17 protein-coding genes and 1 tRNA gene are annotated in these 14,497 nt (G+C 56.8%); 11 read left to right on the top strand and 7 right to left on the bottom strand.

Annotated features, from left to right (window positions below; all coding sequences use genetic code 11):
• The first annotated feature begins 113 nt into the window (after positions 1-113).
• The 5 genes from MFLA_RS02430 (at position 114) to MFLA_RS02410 (ending at position 3,917) form a co-directional block, all read left to right on the top strand.
• On the top strand, positions 114-686 hold the full coding sequence (locus MFLA_RS02430) for a TetR/AcrR family transcriptional regulator (RefSeq protein WP_011478839.1): 573 nt from the start codon (positions 114-116) through the stop codon (positions 684-686).
• Between the two features lie 124 nt (positions 687-810).
• Complete coding sequence (locus tag MFLA_RS02425) at positions 811-1,773, top strand: carbohydrate kinase family protein (protein ID WP_011478838.1); 963 nt, start codon at positions 811-813, stop codon at positions 1,771-1,773.
• A gap of 11 nt (positions 1,774-1,784) precedes the next feature.
• Positions 1,785-2,237, top strand: a complete 453-nt coding sequence (locus tag MFLA_RS02420; protein WP_011478837.1) for a glycine zipper 2TM domain-containing protein — start codon at positions 1,785-1,787, stop codon at positions 2,235-2,237.
• A 134-nt stretch (positions 2,238-2,371) separates the two neighbouring features.
• The gene (locus tag MFLA_RS02415) at positions 2,372-3,121 is read left to right on the top strand and encodes a GNAT family N-acetyltransferase (RefSeq protein WP_011478836.1); all 750 of its coding nucleotides are present in this window, start codon (positions 2,372-2,374) and stop codon (positions 3,119-3,121) included.
• A 16-nt stretch (positions 3,122-3,137) separates the two neighbouring features.
• Positions 3,138-3,917, top strand: coding sequence for a lysophospholipid acyltransferase family protein (locus MFLA_RS02410; RefSeq protein WP_011478835.1), 780 nt, complete (start codon positions 3,138-3,140; stop codon positions 3,915-3,917).
• On the opposite strand, the gene MFLA_RS02405 is transcribed toward MFLA_RS02410, so the two are convergent.
• Positions 3,918-4,751 carry a symmetrical bis(5'-nucleosyl)-tetraphosphatase gene (locus MFLA_RS02405; protein ID WP_011478834.1) on the bottom strand — a complete coding sequence of 278 codons (834 nt, stop codon included), beginning with the start codon at positions 4,749-4,751 and terminating at the stop codon, positions 3,918-3,920. It lies immediately after the preceding gene.
• Positions 4,752-4,794: 43 nt separating this feature from the next.
• On the bottom strand, positions 4,795-5,046 hold the full coding sequence (locus MFLA_RS02400) for a hypothetical protein (RefSeq protein ID WP_011478833.1): 252 nt from the start codon (positions 5,044-5,046) through the stop codon (positions 4,795-4,797).
• Positions 5,047-5,171: 125 nt separating this feature from the next.
• Between MFLA_RS02400 and MFLA_RS02395 the strand changes: the two genes are divergently transcribed.
• From MFLA_RS02395 to MFLA_RS02380, 4 genes are all read left to right on the top strand, one after another.
• Positions 5,172-5,248, top strand: a tRNA-Arg gene (locus MFLA_RS02395).
• A 262-nt stretch (positions 5,249-5,510) separates the two neighbouring features.
• On the top strand, positions 5,511-6,056 hold the full coding sequence (locus MFLA_RS02390) for a DUF262 domain-containing protein (RefSeq protein ID WP_011478832.1): 546 nt from the start codon (positions 5,511-5,513) through the stop codon (positions 6,054-6,056).
• Between the two features lie 110 nt (positions 6,057-6,166).
• Complete coding sequence (locus MFLA_RS02385; RefSeq protein ID WP_011478831.1) at positions 6,167-6,514, top strand: hypothetical protein; 348 nt, start codon at positions 6,167-6,169, stop codon at positions 6,512-6,514.
• 278 nt (positions 6,515-6,792) lie between these two features.
• A complete protein-coding gene (locus MFLA_RS02380; protein ID WP_011478830.1) occupies positions 6,793-7,812 on the top strand; it encodes an aliphatic amidase in 1,020 nt (339 codons plus the stop codon).
• 27 nt (positions 7,813-7,839) lie between these two features.
• On the opposite strand, the gene MFLA_RS02375 is transcribed toward MFLA_RS02380, so the two are convergent.
• Positions 7,840-8,019 carry a hypothetical protein gene (locus MFLA_RS02375; RefSeq protein WP_048811508.1) on the bottom strand — a complete coding sequence of 60 codons (180 nt, stop codon included), beginning with the start codon at positions 8,017-8,019 and terminating at the stop codon, positions 7,840-7,842.
• Between MFLA_RS02375 and MFLA_RS02370 the strand changes: the two genes are divergently transcribed.
• Positions 8,018-9,184, top strand: coding sequence for a transporter substrate-binding domain-containing protein (locus MFLA_RS02370; RefSeq protein WP_011478829.1), 1,167 nt, complete (start codon positions 8,018-8,020; stop codon positions 9,182-9,184). The two genes, MFLA_RS02375 and MFLA_RS02370, sit on opposite strands and share 2 nt — an antisense overlap.
• Entirely contained in the window at positions 9,177-9,803 is a 627-nt protein-coding gene (locus MFLA_RS02365) for an ANTAR domain-containing response regulator (protein WP_011478828.1), read from the top strand. Before MFLA_RS02370 ends, MFLA_RS02365 begins: the two co-directional genes overlap by 8 nt.
• 336 nt (positions 9,804-10,139) lie before the next feature.
• Here the strand turns inward: MFLA_RS02365 and MFLA_RS02360 are convergent, their stop codons facing one another.
• The 4 genes from MFLA_RS02360 to glnT are packed head-to-tail and all read right to left on the bottom strand — an operon-like array spanning position 10,140 to position 14,475.
• Entirely contained in the window at positions 10,140-11,474 is a 1,335-nt protein-coding gene (locus MFLA_RS02360) for an FMN-binding glutamate synthase family protein (protein ID WP_011478826.1), read from the bottom strand.
• A 2-nt stretch (positions 11,475-11,476) separates the two neighbouring features.
• Entirely contained in the window at positions 11,477-12,169 is a 693-nt protein-coding gene (locus MFLA_RS02355; RefSeq protein WP_011478825.1) for a protein glxC, read from the bottom strand.
• Positions 12,157-13,053, bottom strand: a complete 897-nt coding sequence (locus tag MFLA_RS02350) for a class II glutamine amidotransferase (RefSeq protein ID WP_011478824.1) — start codon at positions 13,051-13,053, stop codon at positions 12,157-12,159. The genes MFLA_RS02355 and MFLA_RS02350 overlap by 13 nt, the downstream gene beginning before the upstream one ends.
• 42 nt (positions 13,054-13,095) lie before the next feature.
• The gene (gene glnT / locus MFLA_RS02345) at positions 13,096-14,475 is read right to left on the bottom strand and encodes a type III glutamate--ammonia ligase (protein WP_011478823.1); all 1,380 of its coding nucleotides are present in this window, start codon (positions 14,473-14,475) and stop codon (positions 13,096-13,098) included.
• Between the last annotated feature and the right edge of the window lie 22 nt (positions 14,476-14,497).

Raw genomic sequence — 14,497 nt, 5'->3', positions numbered from 1 at the left:
AGCTGGATGATGCCGGTGCTGAATCTGTCATCCACTGCTCTGGCATGAATATGTGTATACTAATCTGTATATAAACATTGCGTACAACCTGTACGCTCAATAAGGGAACAATTATGTCCGTGCTACGGGAAAAAATACTGCATGTTGCTTCTGACCTGTTCCAGACGCGTGGTATCAACTCGACCGGGGTGGATACGATCGTCGCGGTCGCTGGTACAACCAAGATGACCCTGTACAAGTATTTCCGCAGCAAGGAAGACCTGATTCTGGAAGTGCTCCAGAAAGGCCATTCCGACTTTACCGAGTGGCTCAGCCACAATCTCAGCAAAAACACCAAAAAACCTTCCGAGCGCCTGCAAAAGCTGTTCGACTTCATCGAGGAATGGGTCACGGCGCCGGATTTCCGTGGCATGGCTTTTCTCAAGGCATCCGCAGAATTCCCCAATGAGGAAAACCCTGTCCATCGCCTTTCGGCAGAGCAATCGCGCCAATTCCGCCAATTCTTGGCAGAGCTGGCCGCCGACGCAGGTGCCCGCGATCCCGACAGCCTGGCATTGCAGCTATCCATCCTGATCGAAGGGGCCATCCAGGCAGAACAGATCAAGCGCGGCTCAGGCGCGGTGAAATATGCCAAGAAGGCTGCCAAGATACTGATCGAGAACTCGCTGGAAAAACAAGCAGCCTAGTTTCAGCAGGTATTCAGAAGCAAAAACAAGAAGCCCGCACGCCCTGCGGGCTTTTTCATGCTTGCAGTCGTCTTGCCGGCCCTAGATAATGGCGGTTTACACACGATTGCAATAGGTTATAGACATGCGGATACTGATATGCGGCTCCCTGGCATTTGACACCATCATGGTTTTTGACGACAGGTTCAAGAACCATATCCTGCCAGACAAAATCCACATGCTGAATGTATGTTTCCTCGTGCCGGAAATGCGCCGGGAATTTGGCGGAACAGCCGGCAATATTGCCTACAACCTCAAGCTGCTACAGGGCGACCCCGTGATCATGGCAACGGTCGGCGATGACTTTGCCGGCTATCACGAATGGCTCCAGCAGCACCAGCTGGACACCACGCACATCAAGCAAATTCCTGGCACATTCACGGCCCAAGCGTTTATCACTACCGACCAGGACAACAACCAGCTCATTGCTTTCCATGCTGGCGCAATGAACGACTGTCACCAGAACAGCGTGTACGATGCCCAGGATATTGATCTTGCCATTATCGCGCCGGATGGCCGAGAAGGCATGCTGCTGCATGCCAAGGAGTGCCATGACAAAGGCATCCCATTCATGTTTGACCCCGGACAAGGACTCCCCATGTTCAGTGGCGAAGAGCTACTGTACTTCATCGACCTGGCCACATATGTCGCCGTCAATGACTATGAGGCGCAACTATTGCAGGAAAAAACAGGTCTTACGCTGGAACAAGTCGCGAAAAAGGTCAAAGCCCTGATCGTGACCGAGGGTGCTAATGGCTCCACGATTCATGCCGACGGGAAAGTACACAAGATTCCCTGTGTAGAAGCGAAGCAAGTCGTGGATCCCACTGGTTGCGGTGATGCTTATCGCGCCGGTTTGCTCTACGGCATCGTGCAAGGATGGGATTGGCCTGTAAGCGGCAGGCTGGCTTCCGTGATGGGCGCCATCAAGATCGCGAGCCGTGGGGCGCAAAACCATCAGGTCTCGCGCGAAGAGATACAGCGTATTTATAGTCAGGTGTTGGTCGACGAAACATTGTCAGAGCACGCCGCAGAACAACTCGTTTAAGGAGTCGCAACATGCGTATTACGTCTTTATTGGTAGCAGCTGGCATCTTACTCACATTAGGCGGCTGCATGAGCTCTAACTCAGGCGACGTATATAGCCGGGATGAAGCACGCAAGACCCAAACCGTACGCATGGGTGTTGTGGAAAGCGTGCGCCATGTCAAACTGGAGGGCACCAAGACCCCTATTGGCGGCGGCGCCGGTGCCGTCGTCGGCGGCATTGCCGGAAGCTCTGTCGGCGGCGGCCGCGGACAAACCATTGCCACAGTGCTGGGCGCCCTGGTGGGCGGCCTTGCAGGCGCAGCGGCAGAAGAAGGCTTCACCCGCAAGGATGGCCTGGAAATCACAGTAAAGCTGGAAAACGGCAGTATGATTGCCGTCGTGCAGGAAGCAGATGTGCAGTTCAGCCCTGGCGACAGGGTCCGCCTGGTGGAAAGCGGCGGTATCACACGCGTCACGCATTAATCATTGCCGCATCCCCACTCATGAACATGCCGGGTGAGCCCGGCATGTTCATGAAAGCTTAACCTTGTTTTAACTGTTCCGTCATTCATCACTCTTAGAGTGTGGCCTATCTTAAATCGTCAGGATAAGCCCTCATGCTTGACCGGCAGTCTTCCCTCGGCACCAGGCCCGGTGTCCACCAGCTCTATGTCAGCCTTGCACGCAACGCATCCGAAATCGCCGAGGCACAACGCCTGCGCTACAAAGTATTTGCAGAGGAGATGGGCGCCAACGTCTCCGGCACTGAAGGACTGGACCAAGATGGCTTTGACGCCTTTTGCGATCACTTGCTGGTCCGCAACCATGAAACAGGCGAAGTCGTCGGCACTTACCGCATATTGAGTCCGGCCATGGCCAACGAAGCTGGCGGCTACTACTCCGCTGGCGAATTCGACCTCTCGCGCCTGCGCCATCTTGCCCCCAGCATGGTGGAAGTTGGCCGCGCCTGCGTACACAAGGATTACCGCCTGGGCGGCACGATCACCCTGCTCTGGGCCGGGCTGGCCAACTACATGAAAGTGCATCGCTACGAGTACATGATCGGCTGTGGCAGCATCGGCATGGCAGACGGCGGCCATATGGCGGCTAGCTTGTATCACCAGCTAAAACAGGATCACCTTTCGCCAGTGGAATACCGCGTATTCCCCAATTGCCCGCTGCCGCTGGAAGCCTTGCGCAACGACCTGGAAGTCGCTTGCCCGCCCCTGATCAAAGGTTACCTGCGCCTGGGCGCATATATCTGCGGCGCACCAGCTTGGGACCCTGATTTCAATACAGCAGACATGCTGGTCATGCTACCATTGTCGCGACTCAACAAACGTTATGCAGCTCACTTTTTCAAATAAGCTGCTCATTAATTGCTTGCCTGAAAAAAAGACGCCCCTGCCCATACAGCTATTCCGCCTGACGCGCCTGGTGCTGCATACACTCTACGGTATCACCGTCGCAGCGACCATCCTGCCGCGAGTCAGTGCTGCAACCCGCGACCAGATCATCCGTGGTTGGAGCAGGCAGCTGCTTGGCATTCTCAACATACAAGTGATTGCCAAGAGCCATATCCCAGGAGAAGATGTGCGTAGCGTGATGTTTGTTGCCAACCACATCTCCTGGCTTGACATCTATGCACTCAACAGCATCCGCACAGTACGCTTCATTGCCAAATCGGACATTCGCTCCTGGCCGGTGCTTGGCTGGCTGGTCGCCCAGGCAAACACACTATTCATTGATCGCGAAAAAAAACAGGATGTCAGCCGTATGGTTGAAACAGTGGCAAAAAGCATCATGGCCGGTGACTGCCTATGCTACTTTCCCGAAGGCACAACGACAGACGGCACTGAATTGAGGCCCTTCAAGGGTAGCCTGATGCAGGCTGCGATTGATACGAACACGGCCATTCGCCCCGTGTTGATCCGTTACCCCAAACCGGATGGCAGTATCAATACCGCCATGGCCTACCATGGAGAAACCACACTCTGGCAATCCCTTCGTAGGGTATTGGCACAACCACGGTCAACGGTAGAACTGGATTTCGCCCCGCCCATCGCGAGCACAGGACATGAAAGACGCGGTTTGTGCCTCATGGCAAGACAATCGATTGCCGCCAGGCTGAACCTGGGCTCACCGGAAGAGAGGGAGCCCTGATCAGCTCCCATTGATTGCACGGACACCATCTGCCGGGTGACAAGGCACCTGGAAAATCTGGCGTCCCTCGAGGCGCAGGGCAGTCAGCTTCCCTCCCCATAGGCAACCCGTATCAAGCGCATAAAGATTGTCGCGCTGTTGCAACCCCAGCGCAGACCAATGTCCAAAAATGACCGTCACATCGGCTGAACCCCGCTCCGGCACATCGAACCAGGGCATCTTTCCTGGGGGAATATCTGCCAGCTTGCCCTTGAAGTCAAAATCCATCGCGCCATCTGGAGTGCAGACACGCAGGCGGGTCATGGCATTCGTGATCATGCGCAAACGATCCATCCCTTGCAAACCGGCCTCCCAGCGCACTGGATAATTGCCATACATGTGTGCAAGAAAACCATGATAGTCATCGCCACGCAATGCGCGTTCGACCTCCTGCCCCAGATGCAGCGCCTGCTCGGCGCTCCATTGCGGCAAGAGACCAGCATGAACCAACACCATGCCATCCTCTGCATGCATCATGGGGCGAAAACGCAGCCACTCCAGCAACTCGTCGCGGTCGGGGGCATCGAAAATAGATTGCAGCGTATCACTGCGGTGCGCACGCACATATCCCTCTGCCACAGCCAATGCATGCAGGTCATGGTTACCCAACACCATGACCAGACTGGATTCGTGGGATTTAGCCCACCGAAGTGTCTCCAGTGAACCGGGGCCACGATTGATCAGGTCGCCAACCAACCAGAGCTTATCCTTGACGGGGTCAAACTGGATAAGCTCCAACAGCGAAAGAAGTGAGTGATAGCAACCCTGGATATCTCCTATTGCATAGGTAGCCATGGGTCTGCTATTTGAATTGAGAAAGTGTCAAAGAATGCAGCGGTTACTCGCTGTCATCTTCCCCGTCTGCCGACTCAGCAGACTCATCGTCATCGGCACTTTCATTCGCGGGAGCAACTGCGGCTGCTTCAGGCTTTTGCTCAACAACAGGGTCATCAATCAGCTCGGACTGGATCCCAAAGAACAAGCGTGCCACAAGAAAGAGCACCAGCAATGGTGGAAACAACCCTCCTAATGCCGCCAAAATGAATTGCGTTTTAGTTGTTTTCGGAAATTCGTACTCGTGCGCGCTCATGCCAAACCAATCTTAGTAATGCAGAGGAAATGATGAGGATTATACTCAATAAGCCCCGCTAGAGAAAAGGTTATTGCAAGGACAAGCGCGCATTCATTTGCTATAATCCATCCCCTGCTCAAGATGCGCCCGTAGCTCAGTTGGATAGAGTGTTGGTTTCCGAAGCCAAAGGTCACAGGTTCGACTCCTGTCGGGCGCACCATCATCCAATCAAGTCACCCTTCATATTCCGTCATCATGGCGTGGTCAATGGCTACCTGCAAACTCGCAGCCTGCCAAAGTGCTTGGCCCCCCCTGCCGCCATGTGGGCCCGATTTCCACCCTATACCATTGCAGTGCGGATCTCCCTCCTTTGAGATATTCAGTGTATCGCTGCGCTAGTGTCCGGAACTATTGAAGCGCTGATTCATCATAAAATTCAGTTCTATAGATTATTTCAATGCCACATCATAAGGAGGTTGGCCATGGCAGATGTGCCTCATCAGAAATCCCCATTGCTTCCGGATCGGTTATTGCACGGCACTCCGCACAACCACCCCATTGAGCATATCTTCGGCATTGCGCCTCAGATACCATGCCTGGAAAGTGAAAAAACCCTGGTCAATTTCGTATTGCCGCCGTGGAGCGGGCCGACGGACTGGGACCCTAACAAGCAGGCTCGGTTTATCGAGAACATTTTCCTTGGCATTCCCATTGGATATTATGTGATTCATGCGCCTCAATGGCGCACTAGCGGCGTCAAGCCGATGTCGGGCTGGCTGCTGGACGGGGTCAACAGGATTACCGCCATCCGGGACTTTGCTGAAAACAAGATCAGCATCTTCAATGGGGTCTTCCACGATGACCTGGACGAGCTCACGCGCGAAAGAAGGTTTTATCACCAGCCTTTCCCGTGCTTTGAGCTGTCATATTCGGATGACCTACAGCATTTGCGGGCCATACATGAGCATCTTAATTATGCGAAGCTGGAGCGCGCATCGACAGTGTACGGTCATACGCCCGCCAATTGACCACCACTGGAGGACATCAGTAGCGCCGAATCGGCAAATGCCGATCATGACAAATTGAAGCATGGTGCAAAGCTGTGGCAGAATTGCCTATAATCAAAAAGAAGAAATCCATGCTATCAGAGGAAACCATCGCGCTTGCCAAGGCCAGGGCCAACTATGCAGGCTTTGTGCCCGTTCACCAGAATGACGACTGCATCAGGATTGCCTACGCTTGGCTGGATGCTCAAATCAAGACTGCCGAGCCATGCGAGGTGCCTGTCAGCCAGCGCGGCTTGATTCGCTCATGGGGAGGTGCACTGGTCATGTACGGTGATATTATCGTCGCCGCGGAAATCCATCCCGACATCCATGGCATTTATCCCTGCCTGAATCTTTCCAGAGAACTAACGTTCCCTGACCCTGCCCGGCTCGCCAATATTGCAAGGGGCCAATGTCGACTCCGGACTCAAGCAATTTGACCCAGCCCGCTTCTATACCCACTTCGAGAAACTAGCATCATGTACTGCCGATAAGGTTGACGCCCGAGGAAAATAGGACTAAATTTCCACTCAAGGGTCACCCTCGCCAACAACGGCTTACTGACATTTTTTCCATACCAGCAACAGCGCTGGTAATGGTCAGAGCAAAAAAGCTCGCCAACCGTATCAACACGGTTGGCGAGCTTTTTTTTTCGCCTGTCGCTGGCGTGGGTGCCCCGGATTTTGCAGACAATTGACTTAATCTAAGGAGCAAGAAAATGATACATGGTGATATTTCCAGCAGTAATGACACCGTTGGCGTCGCAGTCGTCAATTACAAGATGCCACGCCTGCATACCAAGGCCGAGATCATCGATAATTGCAAGAAGATCGCGGACATGGTGGTCAATATGAAGGCCGGGCTACCAGGCATGGACCTGGTGATATTCCCGGAATACAGTACCCACGGCATCATGTACGACAGCCAGGAGATGTACGACAATGCCACGACGATCCCTGGGCCGGAAACTGCCATCTTCGCCGAGGCCTGCCGTAAGGCCAAGGTCTGGGGCGTGTTCTCGATCACCGGCGAGCAGCATGAGGAGCATCCCAACAAGGCGCCCTACAATACGCTGATCCTCATGAACGACCAAGGTGAAATCGTGCAGAAATACCGCAAGATCATGCCATGGGTGCCGATTGAGGGCTGGTATCCCGGCAAGGAAACCTTTGTGAGTGATGGCCCCAAGGGCCTGAAGGTCAGCCTGATCATCTGTGATGATGGCAATTATCCTGAGATCTGGCGCGACTGCGCCATGAAGGGTGCCGAACTCATTGTCCGCTGCCAGGGTTATATGTATCCGGCCAAGGAGCAGCAAATCCTCATCAGCAAGGCCATGGCGTTTGCGAACAATACCTATGTTGCCGTGGCAAATGCAGCAGGATTTGACGGCGTGTATTCCTATTTCGGGCACTCTGCTATTGTTGGCTTCGACGGCCGCACACTGGGCGAATGCGGTGAAGAGGAAAACGGCGTACAGTATGCCGCACTGAGCAAGCATCTGATCCGCGACTTCCGCAAACACGGCCAGTCAGAAAACCACCTGTTCAAGTTGCTGCACCGTGGATACACCGGCGTCTATAACTCCAAGGATGGAGAGCACGGCGTTGCCGAATGTCCTTACACCTTCTACAGCAAATGGGTGCAGGATCCACAAGGTGCACGTGAAATGGTAGAGTCATTCACGCGGACTACCCTGGGCACCAAGGAAGCCCCGATCGAAGGGCTGCCTAACTAAGCGCCTGTTGCCATTGTCTGGAATGGACTAAGCCTTGAACCGTGACCCGACATCGCTGCCATGCGGCCTGGTGACTGCCAGCCAATGGTAGCCAAGGAACTCAGGATGCAACAGGCCTTGTCCGCAACCTGCGGTGGCAACAGCGCATAGAAAAATGTCCAGCAACCCGCCCCGGCAGTGCCGGGGCACCATATGAAAGCAGTCCATGGCAAGCTCCGACCCGATTCATGTTGGCGTCCTGTTCTCGAGCAACGGCGCCACCGCCACCATTGAACGCACACAGGCATTCGCCACTTTCTTTGCGATTTCCGAGATCAACGCAGCCGGCGGCATCAACGGTCGTGAATTGATCCCCATCTATTACGATCCCCGCGGCATTCCCAGACACTACCAATCCTTTGCAGAACGCATGATCCGCGACGACAAGGTCAACGTCATCTTTGGCTGCTATATGTCGAGCACACGCAAGGCGGTCATTCCCGTTGTGGAGAAGTGGCGCAAGCTGCTGTTCTACCCTACCCCTTATGAAGGCTTCGAATTCTCTCCGCACGTGATCTATACCGGCCCTGCACCCAACCAGAACAGCGCCCAACTCGCCGACTACATGACCCGGCACTTCGGCGCGCGTATCTATCTCGTCGGCAGCGACTATATTTATCCGTACGAATCCAATCGCATCATGAGTGATTTCATCCTCGAGACACCGGGCGGCAAGAAGCTTGCCGAACGCTACCTTCCCCTGGATGCAAGCGAGAAGGACTTCATTCCCATCGTGCGCGACATCAAGGCCAAGGCGCCGGATTTCATTTTTTCCACCGTCGTGGGCAAGGCAACGCGCATGCTCTACCAGGCCTATGCCGATATCGGCATGGACGCTGCCAAGACGCCGATTGCCAGCTTGACCACCTGCGAGGCGGAAATAGCAGAAATGGGATGCAAGATCGCGGCGGGCCACATCACCTCCGCGCCTTACTTCCAGTCCATCGCCAGCGAGCATAACCAATCCTGCCTGGCCCGTTTCCGCCAGCAATTCGGCGAGGAAATCGAACCCAATATGTGCTGGGAAGCGGCCTATTTCCAGACACAGCTCTTTGCAGAAGCGATGCGGGAAGCCGGGGACGACAGCTATGAAGCCTTGCTGCCACGCCTGCTGGGCCGTGAATACCTTGCCCCGCAGGGCAAGGTGGCCATCAACCCCGCCAACCACCATACAAGGCTCAACCCAAGGCTGGGCCGCGTCAACGCAGCAGGCGGGTTCGACATCATTGCAGAATCGATTGCCGGCGGCGTGGAACCCGACCCCTATCTGGTCAGCCATACCGGAGAGGAATGGAGTAGCCTGCAGTACCAGCTGGAGACCAAGCATGGCTAGTCACAGCAAGAGCAGTGTGCGGCAGCGTTCGACGCTGGACCTCTTCCGCAACCTGCGCAACGCCCGCGTCGCGATATTCCATCCCAAGGACGACAACCGCGACATCCTAGTGCAACAACTGCAGCGCATCGGCTGCCAGACCGTCACCATATGGCCGCCATTGGCAGACTTGCCAGAAGGCACCGACATTGTCTTTTTCCTGCTGAATGCCGAGGCCAGCGACAAGAAAAAACTGGCCTGGCTCACCCCTGCCTCGGCCATTCCCCTGATCGGCATCGTCGAATATGAAAACCCGACCATCCTCGATACTGCCACCAGCCTGGGATGCCACGGCATCCTCGTCAGCCCCGTGCACCACAACGGCATTCTATCCACCTTGATCATGGCCATTCACCATTGCCAGCAACTCAGGCTGCTCAATAAACGCAACCAGCGCCTGGAGCAAAAACTGCAGGCATCCAACCAGATCAGCGCAGCCCAGGCCGTGCTGGCGCGGACACGTGACATCGGTGCCGTGGAGGCTTACAAGATCATGCGGGAACAGGCCATGCTGAAACGGGTGCCCATCGAGGAAATCGCACGCGCCATCTTGCATGCGGACGGCATTCTCCATCGTTGAAAGAAAGGAGTCACCCCTGGGTGATGACTCCTGTAAGAAAGCTCCGTGATGAAAAGGAGCAGGCATCGCTCATCAAAGCGGGGGCATTGTCGCAATACCTGCCTGTAGGCACCATTCCCCTGAAGCATTACTTCCTAATGAGTAACTCGGCGTTAACCCCCCCTGCTTGTAGCTACGCACCTGCCCACGCGAAGCACCCGCCGCAGGCAATATGCCGCCTTGCCAAGCGCACCCGTCACCGGACACACGTCCGGAGGCCTTTGACGAAAAAAAGCCAGGCAACCGCATAAGCGATTAGCCTGGACAAGGACTACGTCAGTACAACGCAGGGGTAAGCTAGAACTGTGACACGCCCGGTATCCAGCTGGTACCGGCCAAGGGCACTTTCGCCATGGCGGCGGCCTCGATGCTCAAGGCAACCAGGTCTTCCGGCTCCAGGTTGTGCAGGTGCGACTTGCCGCAGGCGCGCGCGATGACCTGGGCTTCCATGGTCATCACGGAGAGGTAATTCGCCAGCCTGCGCCCGGCCTTGACCGGATCGAGGCGTTTCATGAGCTCGGGATCCTGGGTGGTGATACCGGCGGGATCCTTGCCTTCGTGCCAGTCGTCATACGCGCCAGCGGTGGTGCCGAGCTTGTTGTACTCCTCCTCCAGGCGCGGGTCGTTGTCACCGAGCGCAATCAATGCCGCAGTACCGATGGCCACCGCATCTGCACCCAGCGCCAGGGCCTTGGCGACATCGGCGCCGTTGCGGATACCGCCCGAGACGATGAGCTGCACCTTGCGGTGCATGCCCATATCCTGCAAGGCCTGCACGGCAGGACGAATGGCTGCGAGGATGGGGATACCGACATGCTCGATGAACACTTCCTGCGTTGCCGCAGTCCCACCCTGCATGCCGTCCAGCACGACGACATCGGCACCGGCTTTCACTGCCAAAGCGACATCAAAATAAGGACGCGTTGCGCCCACCTTCACATAAATGGGCTTTTCCCAGTCCGTGATCTCACGAAGCTCGGCGATCTTGATTTCCAGATCGTCCGGACCGGTCCAGTCTGGGTGACGGCACGCGGAACGCTGATCCACGCCCTTGGGCAGGCAGCGCATCTTGGCGACGCGGTCGCTGATCTTCTGGCCCAGCAACATGCCGCCACCGCCAGGCTTGGCGCCCTGGCCGATCACCACTTCGATCGCATCGGCCTTGCGCAGGTCGTCGGGATTCATGCCATAGCGCGACGGCAGGTATTGGTATACCAGAATGGAGGACTGGCCGCGCTCTTCCGGCGTCATGCCACCATCGCCGGTGGTCGTGCTGGTGCCCACGGCACTGGCGCCGCGGCCGAGCGCTTCCTTGGCCGGGCCTGACAAGGCGCCGAAACTCATGCCGGCAATGGTCACAGGCGTCTTGAGATGGATGGGCTTCTTGGCAAAGCGGGTGCCCAGCACGACATCGGTACCGCATTTCTCGCGGTAGCCTTCCAGCGGATAACGGCTGACGGAAGCGCCCAGGAACAGCAGGTCGTCGAAGTGCGGCAGCTTGCGCTTGGCGCCTGCGCCGCGGATGTCGTAGATGCCGGTCGCCGCGGCACGGCGGATCTCGGACATGGTGTGCTTGTCGAAAGTCGCAGAAAAACGCGGTTCGGTTTGCGGGATTTTTGGCGTGTCGCTCATGATTAGTAGGCTCCTGCGTTATCTACGTGGAAGTTGTACAGCGTGCGGGCCGAGCCGAGCAGCGTGAAACTGTCGGGATCGACATCCGCATGGCCGGACTCCTTGAGGAGCCTGACCAGGATCTGGCGGGACTCGTCATCCATGGGCTTGACCTCGCAATCGGCGCCCAGGCTCTTGATCGTGCCGCGCACAAAGATGCGGGCTTCGTAGAGGGAATCGCCCAGCGCTTCACCGGCATCGCCGAGGATCACCAGGTTGCCGGCCTGTGCCATGAATGCGGAAAAACTGCCGACAGAACCACCGACGACAATATCCACACCCTTCATGGAGATGCCGCAACGCAGGCCCGCATCGCCGTCGATGATGAGCAGGCCGCCGTGTGCCGTAGCGCCTGCGGCATTGGAGGCGAAGCCCTTGACATGCACGCGTCCGGACATCATGTTCTCGGCCACGCCGGTGCCGGCGCTGCCCTCGATCGTCACATTGGCAAACTGGTTCATGCCGGCGGCGTAATACCCCGCATGCCCCTCGATCACCACGTTGACGTCAGCCTTGAGGCCGACCGCGATGTTGTGCGCGCCGCCCGGGTTAGTGATCCTGACCGTCTTGCCGTCCAATTCGGTGGCATCGCTGTGCAGGTACTGGTTCACCTCGCGCAGCGGGGTTTTCTCCAGGTCGAATGTTACAGTTTCCATACATACATCTCCTTCGGTGCAGGCTCGAATACCTTGGCATTCTTGATATCAGGCAAATGGGCCAAGGAACGGAATTCGGAGGCGATCGCGACATAATCGTCGTGCTCGGCCACAATCGCGGGCTTGCAGGCAAATGGGTCGCGCACCAGCGCCAGTTGATCCTTGGTCCCCATCAACAGGGTGTAGAAGCCGTCCAGCTCGTCGAAGCCATGCTCGAGCGCGGTCTTGAGATCGTCACCTTCGCGCATGCGCCATTGCAGAAAGCGGCAGGCAGCCTCGGTATCGTTGTCGGTCTCGAAGGAAATACCTTCGTGCTCCAGCTTGCGGCGGATGCTATGCGCGTTGGACAGCGAACCGTTGTGCACCAGGCACCAGTCCTCGCCCGCAGTGAAGGGGTGAGCATGCGATGGCGTGATCGCAGACTCGGTCGCCATGCGGGTATGGCCCACGAGGTGGCTGCCGGACAGCTTGGAAAAGTCGTAGCGGCTGGCCACCTGCGCCGGCGTGCCGGTATCCTTGTAGATATCCATGAGCTGGCCCACGGACAGCAGGTGTAGCTGGGGATAATGCTCCTTGAGCCAGGCCTTGACGGTATCGGGGCTGACGGAGGTGGTCACCACGGCATGGTTGACCTTCACCTCCACCGTGGCCTCGGCCTGGAGGCCGTTGTTGAGGTCAACGCTGAGCCTGGCCCAGTCGAAGTCGGGATCGGCGCAATACAGGCTGAACTTGCGCTCGCCGTTATCCACGGGTGCGCCGAAGATCGCCAGGCCTGCGGAATCCGGGCCGCGCTCCGTCATGCCGATCAGCATGGGCAGCATGAGTTCGCCGATATTGGCGCGCATGTTCTGGTTCTTCACCAGTAATCCAACGATTCCACACATGATTAAATCTCCTTACAGAATCCAGTCATTTAAAAAAGCCGCCTAGAAAAATTCGATATAGCGGTTGATCTCCCAATCCGACACATGGCGCTGATAATCGACCCATTCAGCGCGCTTGAGCTTGATGAACTCCTCGGTGAGCGCATTGCCCAGCGCATCGCGCAACACCTGGTTGGCTTCGAGCTGGTCCAGCGACTCATTGAGGTTTTGCGGCAGGATGCCGATGCCTTGCTCCTTCATTTCCGCCAGGCTCAGGTCGAACAAATTGGTGGAATGGCCAGGGCCTGGATGCAGCTCGCGCTTGACGCCGTCGAGGCCGGCTGCGATCACCGCCGCCGTGGTCAGGTAGGGGTTACAGCTACCGTCCGGCAGGCGCAGCTCCAGGCGGCCATAGGGAATGCGCACCATGGTCGAGCGGTTGTTGTTGCCATAGGAAATATAGGCTGGCGCCCAGGTCGAGCCGGTGAGCGACTGGCTGACCACCAGGCGCTTGTACGAATTGACGGTAGGCGCAGCGAGCGCGGTCAATGCCGGGGCGTGATGCAGGATGCCGCCCAGGAAGTGATAGGCCAGCGGTGACAGGCCGTGGCCGGTGCTATCGCTGTCATCATGAAACAGGCTCTTGTTGCCGTCGCCGATCGACATATGCATGTGCATGCCGTTGCCGGGGCGGTTGCCGAACGGCTTGGGCATGAAGGAACAGGTCATGCCGAGCTCGTTGGCGATATGGCTGGCCGCCATCTTGAACAGGATATAGTCGTCCGCGCTCTTGAGGCAGTCGGCATAGGTGTAATTGATCTCGAACTGGCCGTTGGCATCTTCGTGGTCGATCTGGTACACATCCAGCCCGGCCGCGATCAGCGCTTCGGTCAGTCTTTCGAGGAACACCGCCTGCCGCGTCATGCCCTTGTAGTCATAACAGGGCTTTTGCAGCGTATCGGTCTCGTCGCAAGGGTGCAGTGCGCCCTTTTCGTCGCGCCTGAGCAGCGAGAACTCCGGCTCCAGACCGGTGTAGAGCGTCCAGCCTTGCGCCGACAGACGTTCGACCTGCTTCTTCAGCACCACGCGCGAGTCGTACTCGTAAGGCTTCTGGTCGACATGGCCGTCGCAGATGATGCGCGCATAGCCGGGCTGCCAGGGAAGCAGACTCAGCGTGGACAAATCACCCACTGCCATGTAGTCCGGACCATTGGGCAGGATGCCCATGCCCCAGATCGCCCCACCGGCGAACCCCGCGCCATCCTTGAGAATGGATTCGAGATGCGCAGCAGGCACCGACTTCACCTTGGCGACCCCGTGGATATCCACGAACTGCGCCAATACGTATTTCACATGGTTGTCGGCCAGGAACTTCTTCGCAGCCGCCAATTGCTCAGCCGGCGTACCTGGCTGACATGTGAACCTTCCATCTACTATCTTCATAACATCACTCTCCAAGTCCAAT

It is taken from the genome of Methylobacillus flagellatus KT (assembly GCF_000013705.1).
Taxonomy (GTDB): Bacteria; Pseudomonadota; Gammaproteobacteria; order Burkholderiales; family Methylophilaceae; genus Methylobacillus; species Methylobacillus flagellatus.
Note: the sequence above shows the minus strand (reverse complement) of the source record. Positions and strands in the feature narration are given on the sequence as shown.